The organism is Pantoea septica (assembly GCF_002095575.1).
Lineage (GTDB): Bacteria > Pseudomonadota > Gammaproteobacteria > Enterobacterales > Enterobacteriaceae > Pantoea > Pantoea septica.
This window is the reverse complement of sequence record NZ_MLJJ01000016.1, coordinates 1-16,142: the sequence shown is the minus strand read 5'-3', so window position 1 is coordinate 16,142 and position 16,142 is coordinate 1. Positions and strand designations below refer to the sequence as shown.

Annotated in this window: 13 protein-coding genes; 6 read left to right on the top strand and 7 right to left on the bottom strand. The window is 51.1% G+C overall.

Features of this window, described 5'->3' with window-relative positions; translation table 11 throughout:
* Positions 1 to 75 precede the first annotated feature (75 nt).
* The 4 genes from HA46_RS10570 to HA46_RS10555 all read right to left on the bottom strand — a co-directional run bounded on the left by HA46_RS10570 (position 76) and on the right by HA46_RS10555 (position 4,522).
* Positions 76 to 927, bottom strand: a complete 852-nt coding sequence (locus tag HA46_RS10570) for an LPD29 domain-containing protein (RefSeq protein ID WP_143807623.1) — start codon at positions 925 to 927, stop codon at positions 76 to 78.
* Between the two features lie 64 nt (positions 928 to 991).
* A complete protein-coding gene (locus HA46_RS10565; protein WP_084884154.1) occupies positions 992 to 1,582 on the bottom strand; it encodes a hypothetical protein in 591 nt (196 codons plus the stop codon).
* Between the two features lie 657 nt (positions 1,583 to 2,239).
* Positions 2,240 to 2,614 carry a hypothetical protein gene (locus HA46_RS10560; protein WP_143807622.1) on the bottom strand — a complete coding sequence of 125 codons (375 nt, stop codon included), beginning with the start codon at positions 2,612 to 2,614 and terminating at the stop codon, positions 2,240 to 2,242.
* A 105-nt stretch (positions 2,615 to 2,719) separates the two neighbouring features.
* On the bottom strand, positions 2,720 to 4,522 hold the full coding sequence (locus tag HA46_RS10555) for a DUF4942 domain-containing protein (RefSeq protein WP_244277518.1): 1,803 nt from the start codon (positions 4,520 to 4,522) through the stop codon (positions 2,720 to 2,722).
* Positions 4,523 to 5,124: 602 nt separating this feature from the next.
* Here HA46_RS10555 and HA46_RS10550 point away from each other — a divergent pair.
* The 6 genes from HA46_RS10550 (at position 5,125) to HA46_RS10520 (ending at position 14,284) form a co-directional block, all read left to right on the top strand.
* Positions 5,125 to 7,809, top strand: coding sequence for a DNA methyltransferase (locus HA46_RS10550; protein ID WP_084884147.1), 2,685 nt, complete (start codon positions 5,125 to 5,127; stop codon positions 7,807 to 7,809).
* A complete protein-coding gene (locus HA46_RS10545; RefSeq protein ID WP_084884141.1) occupies positions 7,809 to 9,860 on the top strand; it encodes a DEAD/DEAH box helicase in 2,052 nt (683 codons plus the stop codon). The genes HA46_RS10550 and HA46_RS10545 overlap by 1 nt, the downstream gene beginning before the upstream one ends.
* A complete protein-coding gene (locus HA46_RS10540) occupies positions 9,860 to 11,119 on the top strand; it encodes a GIY-YIG nuclease family protein (protein WP_084884139.1) in 1,260 nt (419 codons plus the stop codon). The genes HA46_RS10545 and HA46_RS10540 overlap by 1 nt, the downstream gene beginning before the upstream one ends.
* Positions 11,120 to 11,556: 437 nt before the next feature.
* Positions 11,557 to 12,072 (top strand): GNAT family N-acetyltransferase, encoded by a 516-nt coding sequence (locus HA46_RS10530; RefSeq protein ID WP_084884133.1) that lies wholly within the window; start codon positions 11,557 to 11,559, stop codon positions 12,070 to 12,072.
* Between the two features lie 363 nt (positions 12,073 to 12,435).
* Positions 12,436 to 13,416: a hypothetical protein gene (locus tag HA46_RS10525; RefSeq protein WP_084884130.1), complete on the top strand. Its 981-nt coding sequence runs from the start codon at positions 12,436 to 12,438 to the stop codon at positions 13,414 to 13,416.
* 613 nt (positions 13,417 to 14,029) lie between these two features.
* Entirely contained in the window at positions 14,030 to 14,284 is a 255-nt protein-coding gene (locus HA46_RS10520) for an EexN family lipoprotein (protein ID WP_084884128.1), read from the top strand.
* Positions 14,285 to 14,430: 146 nt separating this feature from the next.
* On the opposite strand, the gene HA46_RS10515 is transcribed toward HA46_RS10520, so the two are convergent.
* The 3 genes from HA46_RS10515 to HA46_RS10510 all read right to left on the bottom strand — a co-directional run.
* Positions 14,431 to 14,670, bottom strand: coding sequence for a hypothetical protein (locus tag HA46_RS10515; protein WP_084884125.1), 240 nt, complete (start codon positions 14,668 to 14,670; stop codon positions 14,431 to 14,433).
* Positions 14,671 to 15,305: 635 nt separating this feature from the next.
* Complete coding sequence (locus HA46_RS20820; RefSeq protein WP_143807621.1) at positions 15,306 to 15,707, bottom strand: hypothetical protein; 402 nt, start codon at positions 15,705 to 15,707, stop codon at positions 15,306 to 15,308.
* The coding region (locus HA46_RS10510) for a conjugation system SOS inhibitor PsiB family protein (RefSeq protein WP_084884123.1) at positions 15,704 to 16,142 on the bottom strand (439 nt) is incomplete at its 5' end. The genes HA46_RS20820 and HA46_RS10510, both read right to left, overlap by 4 nt.

Sequence of the window (16,142 nt, the reverse complement as noted above, 5' to 3'; positions counted from 1 at the left end):
TTATTCGCCACCGGTTCAATACCGGCGGCGGATAACAGACGAAAAAAAGGGAACCTTCAGGCTCCCCAATGTTTGTTATTTTATTTCCGCAAGCGTTCTGTTTATCTCGCCCTGCACGCCCTGATTGTGCCAGAAGTAATCGCGCCCGACCCTGTATAACTCGCCGGCATTAAAGCGCGCCAGCGTAATTTCTTCGCCGTCCAGGCTGCCGCTAAATTTTTGAGAAACCACATCGACCGCTTTTTGCTTCATCACGTCCGAATAATCCCGGTCGATAAAAACGTAGCCCACGCCACCGTAAATACGATTAAAAGGAGAGGCACAGGAAACGGACATATCCTGCATACCGTCAAAATAACTGTCTTTGTACTTGTCGGTTACGGCTTTTACTTCCTCCTCTGTCGGCCCGTCAATCCAGTTAACGCTTACGCTGTCATAACTGCGCTTGCGAACGGAAAATTTAATGCCTGCAAATCTGGCCTTCAGCTCCTTACGAATATTAGACGTTACCTGCACGGCCCCTTTTTTATCCTGCGAGAGCGCGGCATATTCCGGTGCGGTTTTTAAACGCTCGCACTCAGCGGCATAAAGGCGCTCTTCCTTCTCTTTTTCCTGCTGCTTACGCCGTTCTTCAGACTCCGCATGTTTCACAATGCGTGCCGTCTCCTCCCCACTTTTTATTTCCTGGAATATGCTCCACTGCTTTCCGTGCAAGATACTTTCCGGCAGCCCGCGAGATATTCCGCCGCTCTCAAACGCAATATCAAACGTGGCATTACCGCCATAAGATACGCAGCCTGAAAGCGATCCGACTGATGCCGGTTTCTGCTCGCCGTGAACGGCGAACACGACGCCCCGCCCGCGATTGTAAAGAACTGTACTGACAACCTGACCGATAACCACTGCCTGCGCATTGTGCATTTTCATTTCAGTTTTCCTTAAATCAGATGAGACGAAAAAGCGGCCCGCCCTAACAGGCCGCGCAACGTTTTCAGAAGGGAATCTCGTTCAGAGTGGTATCAGCGTTATCAGTAGTTGCCTGATTTTCAGTCGCCGGGTTCAGGGCATTTTCCAGTGAGATAATTCCACGCGCGACGTCGCTTGCCTTGTAGAGGTCCAGTCCTGCCGCCATCGCCGCGTCAAAGTTATCGAGAAACTTCTGCACTTCCTCGCTCCGCACCTCTGACGCCCGGCGGACATATTTCTGCCGCACCTCCTGCCACGAATCCGTGCGGTAAAAAATCTGGCCACGGCTGGCAATCAGGTAACGCCCGGCGGCCTTTTCGCCCATGTCGTACAGCGCCGTCATGCCTCCGCATGAACTCGCCAGACACGGCAACGCATTATGTCCGGCAGCCATCAGCGCGATGACATCTGTTTCATCAAGGAGCAGCACGTCTACGCCATAGCTGCCGTTTCGTGCCGGGTAGTGCTTCCCCTCTGGCGGCGTGAACTTTTCGCCGTTTTCGCCTGTGACGTGCCAGCGCGTGCGCAGATCGTTTGCACTGACGCAGATTTTCGGGCCGTTACCCCATGTTTTGGGAGATTCTGAAGCGGCGGTGTTGACGTTTTCTGTGTGCATGCTGGTTCTCCTGTCAGGTGGTTAATTCATGTTTCGGTTAGTTCCTCGCGGCAAAGGGCTGAGAAGCAATGGCAGGCAGCAGATACAAGGGCGCCGCAGGCGTGCACTTCACCCTTGTATCTGATGAATGACGGTGCTTGGATTCGCCCGCCGCGTGGGACGTACCGCAACATGACCACCGCGCCGAAGATGAGCAGGCACACACCCGACCGCAACGCGGGCGTCCTCAGCGGCCACGTCTTTTGTGGCCAGTGAACGCGCCGGCGCAGCCGGCTGCAGGGGTTGACCTGGCCGTTCGCCATCAGACCCTGGCCGTCAGGCCCGAACCCCGAAGGGATTCGGCGGAGCTTACCGGCTTTGCCGGTTAGCGGAGTGGGGCTCGACGACCCGGCAACGCCGGGGAGCCGGAGGGGGCCATCAGGCTGTTTATACTTTTGACCTTCTGGGACAGGAAACCGGAGAAGCAGCTACAGCACATCAGCAGAACGCAGAGCAGCAGGAGGCAGAGAGAGAAGACCGTGAGACATCGTCCCGGAGAGAGAAAGCGCAGGCGAAGGGAGAGAGACGGTGCGTCAGCACCGTCTTTACCCGGCCCGCAGGGCCGCCCGGTTTTAGCCGCGGTCAGGTGCAGCTGCAGGGCCACAAACGGCCCCGCTCTCACAGATTACTGTCGTCTTCAATTTCTCCCATGTAGCTCATCTGCGCGCTGTCTACAATCGACATGAATGGCATGTCCGGATGTGTTATGCCTTTCTGCTCACACAGGTGCATCAGGTCGTTTAGCAGGTCCTGGACGACCACACAGGCGCTTTCTTCATTTCCGCTGAGGCCAGTACGGCTGGCATACACCCATAGCGCTTCTGCTGCAGCTACTGCCCTGTCAGTATTTCCCCAAATGGACATCGGGCTATCTGTTGCCTCTGCCATTGAAGCGATAACTTGTATAGCGTCCATGCGCACTGGCTCGTGAGCATCGTAAAATTCCGGGTTTACTGGCTGGTTATCCATTGATACAGTTTGCTCTGTAGACACATTGATCTCCCGTTCTGTGGTCAGTGTTTCTCTGATGCCCCGGCTTCGTCGCAGATACCAGGGGCGGAATCTGGCAGGGTTAACACCCTGCCTTTTTTCTGTCTGTTATTCCGGTTTGTACGCCATGAGTCGCACCACGCGTACCCCCGTCCCTGCAAACATGCCCTCCATAGGTTCAGACCAGCTGCAGTCCCAGCCCGGCAGCACGCCTTTTCTGTCCATTCCCGCTGGCAGTATGGCTCCCAGGCGGCCGCCCTCTTTTACCAGCGCAGCGGCTGTATTCAGATGCGCCACGGCGCGGCCTTCGCTGTAGGGTGGATTCATCACCACGACGTCAAAGCGCTGGCGGGTTTCCTGCGCCCATTGCAGAAAGTCGCCTTCAATTACGGTGTGCCCTTTGGCCTCCAGTACGCGACAGTGCAACGGCGAGATTTCTACGCAGGTGGTTTGCGTCTGCGGCATCAAATCGGCAAGTCCGCCCATACCCGCACTTGGCTCCAGGCAGGTTTCACCCTCCTGGATATTCACTTCGTCAAGCAGCTGCGTGGCAAGCGCCTGGGATGTCGGGTAAAACTGGTGCGTTTTCTGATCCGGCAGCGCGCCGCTCAGCTGAATATCCTGAATTGCCGTGGTCGGGTCGTAATCGAATTCAAACCAGGTAAACGCGTTTCTGGCCATTTTCACACCGCCAATGCTGATCAGTACTTTTTCAGCCTCCGCGCGCACGCCTTTATCGAAGTTCATCAGGTTTTTAAAGCGGCGATTATTCGGGTTTGTGGTAACCGGCTGGCGTGGCTCTTCCCAGCGGTTACGCTGCTGTGGTTCCGTGCGCTCGATCTCCAGCTCGCTGAGTTCGCTCAGCACGCTGAACGGCAGCAGGTTCGACGACAGGTTAAAGGTCTTCAACTTTGTACGCGGCTTCTGACGGTGCTCCGCCGGGATCGCCGCCGGATACAGAAACGCCAGAATGTCATTGAGACGCCAGGCCATATCGGGATGGATTTCAAGATGCGCCGTACCTTTCAGAAAGGCTTTCACGCGCAGCGCACCCCCGTCGAGGGTCAGCCATTCCCCGGCACGCTTGCGAGCAATCTGCAGAATTTTGTCTGTGGTACGGTAGCTTGTGGCATCACGGCCCATGAATTTCGCGATTACCTGGCGCAGGTCATCAATGTAGCCGGTGCGATCGTAGTTGTTGCCGCCCCACTCGTCGTACACTCGCGCCATAATCATGCGCTTACCAAAGCCCTCCGGGCGGTTGGTGACGTGCTCCCCGGACAGGTTGCGGAAAATGCCGTCTATGCGCTCGGCAAAAAACTTCTCACGCGAGAACAGCAGTTCAGACAACGTGGCGCGGACTGTTTTTTCCTCAAAGTCCGGTGCGGCCATTTCGCGGATCTGCTCATTCCACTCGTTGCGCCGGTCGTTGGGCATGTACTGGTAAACGTCCGTCAGGTCTAGCGCCTCCTGCCAGAATGCTGAATTCAGGGACGCGACCGCGCCTGACACGCTGAACATCTCGCTTACGGAACGCCCGTAATAGCCCCGGCGGCTGCTCAGATTGCCGCTGATAAAATGCGCCACCGCAGGCGCGTTTTCACCGCTGGTCACCATGCTGGCGATGGCTTCAATTTTCGCCCGGGTGTGCTGATAACGTCCCAGCAGGGAATCAATCAGATCCGACTCTACCGGCGCAAAGAAGCTATCGCCCAGCAGTTCCCCCGCTCCGCCATGATCGCCCTGGCCGTGAAAAAGAGATGATTCTTTAGATTCTGAAGCCGTGGTGTTGACGTTCTGCTGTGACATGTTGCGTCTCCCGTGTGGTTTAAGTGATGTTTCTCTGAGTTCCTCGCCGTGAGGGCAGAACGGGCGACCGGGCATCAGGCTGAGCGCAGGGGGAAACGGCAAAGCCGCAGCCCGAAGGGACCGGGTGCAGCCGTTTAGCATGCGACCCTTGCGTGAAGACGCCCGGGTGCCAGGTTTCTGCACGGCGAAGGGACCCGGGAAACGAAACAGAACGCGGAAGGATGAACAGGGCACAGCCCCGGAACGGCACGCCACGGTGCCGGTCCGGTCCTCAGCGGCCACGGCTTTTTGTGGCCAGTGAGCGCGCCGGCACCAGCCGGCTGCAGGGGTGAGCCTTGCCGTCAGCCATCAGACCCTAGCCGTCAGGCCCGAACCCCGGAGGGGTTCGGCGGAGCTTACCGGCTCTGCCGGTTAGCGGAGTAGGGCTCGACGACCCGGCAACGCCGGGGAGCCGAAGGGGGCCATCAGGGTTTTGACACTAACGTCCGCTTTGTGCCAAAAGCGGAAGTAGGCATGTAATGACGAATTCAGGATTCTCCGTAGAACTGCTTATGTAGGACATCTCTAGGATCAAAACGTTATGTAGATAAAACCGAGTTTTAGTATAGAGAGTTTGTTTTTTTAAGCGTAATCTCATTGCTCAAACCGGTATTGAATGTATCTCTCAATTCATAATTAATAAGAATGTCCCAAGGAGTTGTGGCATGGCCATCACCCAAGCCCGCATTATCGAGTCTATGGAACAGGCTTGTTCCATCGTTGCACCATCAGAATTTATCTTCGCTTTTCTAGATGCTTATGGCTTTTCAAAAAGCACGATTTCCCGCCTTCGCAAGGGCGATGACACACGTAACGTTGCAACCGGCAATGACATTGCTGTTAAGAAAAAAATCTACTTCTCTCCGGTTTCTGCTGGTTCAGATGTCGAAACTGTTGCCGACAAACTGAAAGTTTCAGATGTGGTTGCCAAGAACGATATTCGCTTTGTGATCGTCACCGATTTCACTCGCGTTGTTGCGTTCGACCTAGCTGCTGAAGAGCGTTTGGATGTTTCGATGTCCGAGCTGCATAAAAACTATGCTTTCTTCCTGCCGCTAGCTGGTTATGAAAAAGCGGTCATGTATACCGAGCACCCAGCCGACGTTAAAGCGTCTGAAAAAATGGGTGACCTGTTCGATCTTATTCGCGAACGTAATGACCTCTCAAAACCAGAAGATATTCACGCACTTAACGTGTTCTTAACTCGCTTGCTCTTCTGCTTCTACGCGGATGACACGGGCATTTTTGAACGCGACCAGCTGACTAACGCCATTCAGGCTTACACGAAAGAAGACGGCTCAGATGTTGACCAGTTATTTACTGACCTCTTTGCCGTGCTGAACCTGAAATCAAATGCACCTGAACGTCAAAGCCTGCCTGTTCACCTTCAGGCTTTCCCATACGTCAACGGTGGCTTATTCAAAGTTGATGAACCTATTCCAGAGTTTGGCCGTAAAGCTCGCCGCATCCTGATTGACTGCGGCTCAATGAACTGGTCTGAAATCAACCCAGATATTTTTGGTTCAATGTTTCAGGCTGTAATTGATGAAAACCAGCGCGGAAACCTCGGCCAGCACTACACCTCAGTTTCAAACATAATGAAGGTGATCCAACCGCTGTTTCTGGACAAGCTCTATGCTGAGCTGGAGAAAGCACGTAAAAGTGAGCGCAAGCTCACCGAGCTGCACGTACGTATTCAGCAAATCAAAATCTTCGACCCAGCGTGTGGATCTGGTAACTTCCTAATCATCGCTTACAAAGAGCTACGTAAGCTGGAGATGGAAATTGTTCGCGCGATGCGTGAATTAGACCCGCAGTCGATTCACCTGCCGAATCTGTCACTGTCAAACCTCTATGGCATTGAGATTGACGACTTTGCATGTGAGATCGCCCGCCTTTCTCTCTGGCTGACTGAGCACCAGCTGAATACTCAATGGGAAAAAGAGTTCGGCTATGCTCCACCAGCATTGCCATTGCGTGACAGCGGCAAGATCCATCATGAAAACAGTCTTCAGGTTGATTGGCATACAGTTTGCGCCAAGAAAGCTGAAGATGAGGTTTATTTAATTGGCAACCCCCCTTTCCTCGGTTTTGTTGGCCGTACCGACGAACAACGTGAAGATATGGCTGCCGTATTTAAAGGAAAAAAAATTGGCGCAATGGATTATGTCGCTTGTTGGTTCTGGAAAGGTGCCCAATACATCGCATCATCTAAAGCTGAAATGGCACTTGTATCCACTAATTCGATTTGCCAAGGCGAGCAAGTTGCCAATCTTTGGGAACCAATTTTTAATTTAGACGTGAACATCCATCTCGCTTACACGACTTTCCCCTGGTCAAATAATGCAAGGGATAAGGCCGCCGTTCATGTGATCATTGTTGGTTTATCCGCCACTTCAAACGGTGGGAGGTTGTTCCAGCTCTCTGACGGGAAATTGCACGTTAAATCCGTCTCAGGAATAAGCCCTTATCTGGTCGAAGGTGGTAATAATATTGTTCACCCATCTACTAAACCATTAAATACTGGCATTCCACAGATGCTCTTTGGAAACATGGCCGCTGATGGAGGTAATCTCCTGCTTAATCGTGATGAGATGGAAAAACTCGTTACCATTGAGCCAGGCACAAAAAAATGGATTAAGAAAATTTTAGGTGCTGCGGAATTCCTAAATGGGAAAGAACGCTGGTGTCTCTGGCTTAAGGATGCTACGGGAGAAGACCTTAACAATATGCCAGCTTTAAAGCATCGCACAATGGCTGTTCGCCAGCTCAGAATTAAAGCCGGTCATGCTGCGGCTCTCAAGACCGCAGATACTCCGCATATTTTCATGCAGGTAAGTCAGCCTGAGTCTGGTCATTATATTTTGGTCCCGCGAGTATCATCTGAGCGAAGAGATTACGTACCTATCGGTTTTTTAGATCATGATGTTATTTGTTCTGATGCAAACTTATTTATACCTAATGGCTCTCTTTTCCAGTTCGGCATTATGACTTCTATGATGCACAACGACTGGATGAGATTAGTTGGAGGTCGCCTCGAAAGTCGATATAGATATGCCGCATCCGTTGTTTATAACACTTTCCCGTGGCCTGTTGCCTCAGATGAAAAAATAAAAAAAATTGAGGCATTGGCCGAAGAAATTTTGATGGTTCGGGAGGACTTCCCTTCTGAAACATTATCGACCCTCTATGACCCCAAAAAAATGCCTGAAACCTTACGCGAAGCTCATAAGGCTCTGGATCGTGCTGTAGAAAAGCTGTATCGCGAAAAACCATTTAAAGATGCTGCTGAGCGCCAGTCACACCTGATCGCTTGCTATGAAAGCCTTGTTAACGAAGGAGCAACATAATGACGGACTTACTGACAGTAAATTACAAGCAGACTGGCAAAAGTTCCAACCTGAACAACATGGGCATGCGTGAGATGCAGGCTCGTGCCTTTGAGGCTCGCAATGCTCAATACCTTCTGTTGAAAGCACCACCAGCATCAGGTAAATCCCGCGCGCTGATGTTCCTGGGACTGGACAAGCTCCATAACCAGGGAGTGAAAAAGGTCATCGTGGCTGTGCCTGAGATGAGCATTGGCGGCTCGTTCAGAGACACTGACCTGAAAAGCGGCGGTTTCTTTGCTAACTGGACCGTGTTGCCGAGCAATAATCTGTGTATTCCAGGCGGCGAAAGCCAAAAGGTTTCGGCGTTCGTCAACTTCATGCATGACCCATCAGCTCAAACGCTGGTCTGTACCCATTCCACATTACGCTTTGCCTTCCAGCAGCTTTCGCCATCTGATTTTGATGGCATGTTGCTGGCCATCGACGAATTCCACCATGCATCAGCCGATGAAGAAAACCGTTTAGGCGCGATGATTGATAGCCTTATGGCCGAATCCACCGCTCACATAGTGGCAATGACTGGATCGTATTTCCGTGGTGATGCTGTTCCTATCCTGCTGCCCGAGGATGAAGAGAAGTTCACTCAGGTGACGTATTCGTACTATGAGCAGCTGAACGGCTATCAATACCTGAAATCCCTGGGCATTGGATACCACTTCTACACGGGGCGCTATTTTGACGCGATCCACGAAGTGCTCGATACCTCAAAGAAAACGATCATCCACATCCCTAATGTGAATTCGATTGAGTCCACAAAGGATAAGTATTCAGAAGTCGATTACATTTTGGACGCTATCGGGAAGGTTCTTTCTAAGGATATGCAGACCGGCATCATCACCGTTCAGGATAAGACTGGCCGACAGCTTAAGGTTGCTGACCTGGTTGATGATAATCCGTTGCGCATTGAGGTTCAGAACTACCTTCGTAATGTGAAGCATCGCGATGATATGGACATCATCATTGCCCTGGGCATGGCGAAAGAAGGGTTCGACTGGCCTTGGTGTGAGCACGTTCTAACTATCGGCTATCGCTCTTCGCTTACGGAAATCATTCAGATCATTGGCCGTGCCACTCGCGACTCTGAAGGCAAATCGCATGCGCAGTTCACCAACCTGATTGCCCAGCCAGACGCTGAAGACGATGACGTTAAGGTCTCTGTGAACAACATGCTTAAAGCGATCACCGTTTCACTGTTGATGGAGCAAGTGCTGGCACCTTCCATCACCTTTAAGCCTCGCTCACGCATGATGCCTGATGAACAGGCCGCGCCTGGTACGGTTGTTATCGATGACATCAGCTCGCCAGTATCAGACAAAGTAATTAAGGCTCTGGAGAACATGGACAACATTAAAGCCGCGATTCTTCAAAAGCCGGAAGTGGTTGCACCCGCAGTGTCCAACGACCCTAGCCAGGAAGTGCTGGAACTGGTGGAGATCCCTAAAGTGATCGAGAAGATGTATCCAGATATGGACGCAGACGAAGTTCAGACCGTTGCTGAGGCTGTTCACACGTCGATGGTCGTTCAGTCTACTGGTGGCGTGGTTAACGAGGCAGATTTACCGGCTGGTGCCATTATTATTGACGGGAAAGGCCAAACCGAGACATTCAAGCCTAAAGCACTGCCAGTCAATAACGGTGAGGTAAAAGGAAATCGCGAGTTCGTTAACATTGGCGGCAAGTTTATCAACATCGAAAATCTCAATGTTGACCTGATCCGCCAGGTTAACCCTTTCCAAGGCGCTTACGAAATTCTGTCTAAAGCGGTGACTACCGATGTTTTGAAAACCATCCAGGACACCGTCACTGGCATGCGATCAACCATGACTGAGGAAGAAGCGATTGTGCTCTGGAAGCACGTACTGGAGTTTCGCCGCGATAAAGGTCGTGAGCCTTCAGTGAAAGCGGCTGATGCCTTTGAGCGTCGCCTAGGTGATGCGCTGTCATTCGTTAAGCGTAAAAAGGCTGAGCAGCTTCAGGCTCAGGCCAAAGCCGCAAATGGTGCTGAGTAATGGCTTTCTCACATCATAAAAATAAGGGCGCTTCGCGCCCTTCCCTGGCCGACATTTTCAGCAGTGATGATGAGTTTGGATTACTGAATGTTGAGGCAAAAAAAAGCAGCTATTCATCTTCACCAGAAGTGGCGAAATTCGAAGAAATCAGCGCGTTTGTGGATCAGCACGGCCGCTTACCATCCAGCGACGGTGATTTGCGTGAGAAGCAGCTCACTCGCCGTTTAAGGGGATATCAGCAAAATCATGGCATGCAGCCTTTGCTAATCCCTTTTGACCGTCATGGCTTGCTGCCGTATCTCGCGGAACTTGAAGGCGATTTAGGTGAGACTAATGCTGCCGTGCAGGCTGGCGCAGCAGCATTTGAAGAAGTCACCTCGCTGGATGACATTTTTGCGAGCGAAGCCTTCGCAGAATTTGACTTAGGTGACATCAGTATTCTGAATTCGGTGAATGTTGAATTTAATAAGTCAGCTGATCCCGATGAAGTGGCGCAACGCCGGGTATGCAAAGACTTTTACCAGTTTGAATCGACATTCAATCAGCTGCATGACGATCTCAAGTCTGGAAAGGCAAGCGCCACTCGATTTGTCAAAGGCTCCCAGGTTCAGACTGGTGATGCGTTTATCATGGATGGTGTGATTTGCATCGTTGATGAAGTTGGTGAGTATCGTGAAGAAAAAGACGGACGCTATAACCCTCGCTTACGTCTGATTTTTGAAAATGGTACTGAGTCGAATCACCTGCTGCGCTCTCTGGCAAAGCGACTTTTCAAAGAGGAAACTGGCCGTCGCATCATCCGGGATGGGGATTCTGTTACTGAGACATTCAACAACATTACTCACAAAGATAAGCGCTCTGGCCAGATCTACATTGTGACAACAAAAAGTGACAATCCGGTACTGTTGGCAATACCGAACCTCATCAAGATTGGCTATACAGAATTGACCGTAGAGGAACGGACAAAGAACGCGATTAACGATGCGGCGTTTCTGGAGTCTCCGGTCAAAATCCTAGCTTCTATGGAATGTTACAACCTCAACCCCAATAAATTTGAGTCGCTTATCCACGGATTTTTGCACTCACAGCGCCTGAAGGTGACGCTCACCGGTAAGAACGGTAAAGCCTATCACCCTAACGAGTGGTTTTCGGTGCCGCTGGATACCGCCCGCGAGGTTGTCAGGCGCATCATTGATGGTTCAATCGTGCATTATCGGATTGATAACACCACCGGCAAGATGGTGATGAAAAAGGGCTGATAATGCCAAAAGTGGAAGTGATGCACATCGGAGGTTTGCAGGGTGAAGTCATCGATCTGGGTGATCATTACGTCTTCGAAATAGCAGGTAATGAGGAGCAAGGATGCTGCCTTTACTGTGAGGCTATCACACCCTATAAGCACGGGATTAAACAACCACATTATGTTGATATAGCCCATAACAGAAAGCCTACCGTGTTGCACATTGAGCGTGCGCGCTAGCGCTGCAGGTCTTGCCGGAAAAGCTTCTTTTCGCCTGACCTGCGCGCCGTTGATTAATTCACCGTGATATTAGCAACGTCCGCTTCTCGCTCAAAGCGAACCTGGCTTCGTCCATGTCCGCTCTGTGCCGGTAGCTGACGTTCCTTACAGCTTGATACGTTGATTGATAGAGAGTCGGTCATCCAGTTAACGCCGGCACGTAAAAAGGGGTGTCAGATGGATTTAGAAACTGCGCGTTTAAGGCTTGAACCCTTTAATGGCTCACATTACAAGGGTTTGCGGGTGATGGATAACGATTCCGGCGTGATGCGTTATATCAATAAGGGAATAGTTAAAACACCAGCAGAAACCTGGGAAAGTATCAGGCGTGTACAGGCCCGTTGGGATAAGTACGGGTTTTCGTGGTGGGCTATCAAAGAAAAGGCTTCCGGGGATATCGTTGGCGCAGCATGCCTCCAGCACCTGGCAAACGCGGAGAATGCCCCCTTAGAGATTGGCTGGCGGCTTGTCCCGGAACAGAACGGTAAAGGCTATGCAACAGAAGCGGCTAAAGCGATTATTGATTTCGCAGTAGAGCAGACAGGCACGACGTACTTAGTAGCTGTTGCCGACCCTGAAAATATCTCCTCTCAGAGAGTGATGCAGCGGTTAGGCATGAATTACAAAACAAAAGAACAGCATTACGATGTGACCTGCGTAGTTTATGAGCTTCACATTCATGATGCCGATTAGTCGTAATGAAATGCTTACACAATGTCCGCTTTGTGCCAAAAGCGGAAGTAGTTAACAACAATCTGAGTTGTTTAATGGGGAACGGGTCACTTCATTATCTACCCTCAGGAAATGAAAAAAGCGCGCCGGCTCAAGCCTGCATTACGCGAGTGCGTTAGACCCGTAGCCGGGGCGTTTTAACACCATTAAGATGGCGTATATACTTGCTGTATGAAGATTCCGTCAATGATATCCGTCCAATCACTGCCTCGGGCATTTCTTTTGTGAATTAATAGTAATGAGTAGTGAATCGCTAACAGTTACCCGAACAAACGGTGCCTGCAATTAATTCTGTATAACTGAACAAGGGAGAGATTATTACATATGAAATTTAAGGACAGAAATCTCAGGGCTCTCGCGGAATGTCTCATCGGAGATAATACGGCATTTCTGTATCGCTCAAGCAGTCGCATCACTGAATTTTTCCAAGACTGCGACATAGAGGTTATTCATGACGGATCAACGCGGTGGGCATGGACGGCCGAGAGGCTTGAAGAACTTCTTAATGAGCCACAGCCAAAGGCCCATGCTTTACCGGAAAGATTTGTTCATGTACTTAGGACTTTAATGCTACCAGAAGATGCCATGGACGATGATCCCGGAAGATCAAAGGCGCTCGAAGAACTGAACAAGCCATTGATGCGGGAAGGCTATGAGGCATTTTATGGTGATGATAACCTTTTGTATATACGCCACATTGGCACCAAAACAGTTTCAGTAAGTAATAACCCTCACCGGCCCTTAACGCCTCACGAAATAAAACGCAGAACATTATTGACTTTGTTTCTCGATACCTGCTCTGAAGATGAGCTGATAGAAGAGGTACTCCTCCCTTTATTCAGACAACTCGGTTTTCACCGGATAACAGCTGCGGGACATAAAGATAAAGCGCTGGAATACGGGAAAGACATCTGGATGAAGTTCACACTGCCAACTCAGCATGTTCTTTATTTCGGCATTCAGGCAAAAAAAGGCAAGCTGGATGCGTCGGGTGTCAGCAAAGCTACGAATTCAAACGTGGCAGAAATTCACAACCAAGTGCTAATGATGCTTGGCCATGAAATATTTGACCCGGAAACAAACAGAAAGGTGCTAGTTGATCATGCCTTTATTGTTGCCGGCGGAGAAATTACTAAACAGGCGAGGAACTGGCTGGGCGGTAAACTTGATGCCAGCAAAAGAAGTCAGATAATGTTTATGGACCGGGAAGACATTCTTAATTTATATACTGTAAGTAATATACCTCTGCCCGGAGGTGCACTTATCTCTGATGATGCGGTCAAGAACGATGATATTCCGTTCTAGTCAGATGTATGTCTTTTTTAGAAAAAAACACACGATAGGTGTCTACACCTTAAGGGACACCTTGATCTGACACTATAACAGTCCGCATGAACGTCAGCTGCCCCGCGGACTGATATTTATAAACAACACTTATTCATCAAGCTGGGGCAGTTTGTTGAGTAACGCCTTTTGGTTCCAGGCATCCCGCGGCAGATATGCTTTGATAAGTGGCGCCGGTGCATCAATATTTATCTGCCATAATGTCCGCTTTTCGCTCTTAGCGGACGCTCATCACCTGTAACCACTGGCGTCTTTGAAACATCCTTCTAGGTTGACATCAAACACAACTGCTCACCGGTTCCGCGCCGTAGGCGGGACATTCATTCTGCTCCGGCGGCGCGTACGGTTTCCGATGGCAGGGCGAATGTTACAGGTACAGATGTGGCCAAGGGATCTCAGTCCTCCCGGAACACGGTCTGAGCCCCACCAATTCAGATATGATTTACGGGCAAGAAGCGTAAGCAGTTTCTCCAGGCGCCGGTAAAATGATACTTCCTCACCTGCCGAACCGTTAAACGGCGCACGCTGCTAGCTATAATTGCTGTCGCGATCCATTCACTAAAAGGAACAAATCTTGAAAACGGGATTAATTTCACTGAGCTTGCTGGCCGCCGTACTGCTTACCGGCTGCGATGCAGGCGCGCAGAGCCTTGAATGGTATAAGGCGCATGATAAGGAGCGAAACGCAAAAGTTGAAGAGTGTAAGAAATCCTCGAATCCGCGTGGCACCGAAGACTGCCGTAACGCGATTGATGCTTCTGTTCGTGCTGGGGGCAATATTACACATAGCAAACCTAAAGAGTGGACTCTCGATGGTTCTAAGGGTTAGCTGGAGATAAGCCGCCGCGAGGCGGTTTTTTTATGCTCTTCTCCGGGCATTCGGTAAAACGCCTATTCCACCGAATTAGTCAAAAAAAAGCTGCCCTGAATTTCCCGGCAGCTTTTTGTTTTGCAGTTTCACAATGTTGATAACTTTTATCCTGCTTTACGTTTGAATCCCACAACGTTCTTTTTAGGGGCGCTGGCACGTTCCGTTGCATGTTTGAGTGCGTCACGCGCGGCTGTACGTGCGGCGTTTTCAATGATCGCATCCATACCGTCTGCTGCTGCAATTCTTACATTGCGTGCAGCGCCGCCGTACAGCATGCCGTCTTCGGTTTCTAGGGGACTGCACCAGGAATCTTTCATGTTCAATTCTCTCAAGTCAAACTTCATATTGAAGCATTCATCAAGTTAGCAGAACACGCCTCAACAGCAACGCCAATTTTTGCTGTCGTTTTCCCGGCATTCGGTAAAACGCCAATTCTGCCGAATCGCCCCGCTGCGGCGCGTAATACTATATGTTGTGCCTTTCACAGCTGGCAGACCTACAAGATATAGTGGTCGGACGGTCAGCGCCAAGGCAGGCCGCGCCGGTTTGCCCGCTGCGCCGTTCGGTAAAACTCCGGGAATGGAGGCTTTAACTGAATATGATTTACCGCCAGCGGAGTTTTTCTTCGCGCACTGCTATCAGATCCATGCTAAGCATCACAGGCCGTGCGTATTTATCTCATTTGTCTCTTCAGATGGATTTAGCTCAGGACACTAAACATTAACCCCGCTAAGATGTCGCCGACCCTCACAGGGAGACAATATTCTTTTCTCCCTCATCCCGACCCCGGGAACAGATGTGTGTATTTAAAACCCGCTACGGCGGGTTCTTTTTGAAAGATAAAAAAAAGACGATGCCGCGAAGCATCGTCTAAACGAATTTGCCATCAATGTGTTTCCCTGGTGAAGGACCTGAATACTATCGGCACCACGATCTGAAACATTAACAGGTCTGACCGGTTAGAATGTTTTGTCTCTCGTCATTCAGTCCGGGCACGCTGGCGCCATACCCACGTCATATCCAGCAGGTCGTTCACCTGTACGCCCCGGCGCCGCCAGTGCGAGTACCATCGCCGGTATGTGCGAACAGACTGGCTGGCCAGCGCAGTTTCGGCCTCACAGATGAGCTTTTCCTGCGCCTCAGCCATGAACATCAGCGCCTGGGGCGTTCGTTCTGACGCTGCCGGAGCGGACCGCCCGATAATATCAGTCAGGTTCTGCAACGTGGGCACCCGAGGATATGCCCTGCTTTTTGTTTGTACCCTTGCTGCCGGTGCTGAAATCACTTCAGGGCATGAAGCTACGTTGTGCAGCCGGCAGACATTATGCCGTTGCCCATAAAAACGTGGCGCCACTGGCGGCATCATCATGACTGTGTTCATGCGCGCCCTCCCTTTCTGCCCAGTACCGCCACGATTTCCGCTGGCGTAATGCCTGCAGACACCATATCTTCAATACGCGTCAGCAGCCGGCCGATGGTTTCCGGCTCAAACTGTTCGGTGTTCAGAACGTACAGCCCGGTGTGATCGGGATTTATCCAGATAAGCCCGTGCCAGAACGGCGACTCGCTGCCCGGGCTCAGGATGTCGAGCGTGACGAGCGGATTTTTGCGGTGCGTCAGGCGGAGATGAACCGGGAACACCCCGCCCCACTCTCCCCGGCATTCGCAGTCGGTAAGCCAGGCATTGCTGAGCTGCAGGGCGTTCAGTACAGTCCCGCACAGCCGCCGGCGAAACTCCTCACCGCGCGCGCTGTAGGCCTCAAAGTCACCCGGCGTGAATGCCTTAAGACGTTGCAGTGTCACGCTTTCATCGCGT

Bases quoted from the DNA above. Each gene is read 5' to 3' on its own strand.
- HA46_RS10550 (WP_084884147.1), top strand. From the start codon at position 5,125: ATGGCCATCACCCAAGCCCGCATTATCGAGTCTATGGAACAGGCTTGT.
- HA46_RS10525 (WP_084884130.1), top strand. From the start codon at position 12,436: ATGAAATTTAAGGACAGAAATCTCAGGGCTCTCGCGGAATGTCTCATC.
- HA46_RS10515 (WP_084884125.1), bottom strand. From the start codon at position 14,670: ATGAAGTTTGACTTGAGAGAATTGAACATGAAAGATTCCTGGTGCAGT.
- HA46_RS20820 (WP_143807621.1), bottom strand. From the start codon at position 15,707: ATGAACACAGTCATGATGATGCCGCCAGTGGCGCCACGTTTTTATGGG.
- HA46_RS10540 (WP_084884139.1), top strand. From the start codon at position 9,860: ATGGCTTTCTCACATCATAAAAATAAGGGCGCTTCGCGCCCTTCCCTG.
- HA46_RS10565 (WP_084884154.1), bottom strand. From the start codon at position 1,582: ATGCACACAGAAAACGTCAACACCGCCGCTTCAGAATCTCCCAAAACA.
- HA46_RS10570 (WP_143807623.1), bottom strand. From the start codon at position 927: ATGAAAATGCACAATGCGCAGGCAGTGGTTATCGGTCAGGTTGTCAGT.
- HA46_RS10545 (WP_084884141.1), top strand. From the start codon at position 7,809: ATGACGGACTTACTGACAGTAAATTACAAGCAGACTGGCAAAAGTTCC.
- HA46_RS10530 (WP_084884133.1), top strand. From the start codon at position 11,557: ATGGATTTAGAAACTGCGCGTTTAAGGCTTGAACCCTTTAATGGCTCA.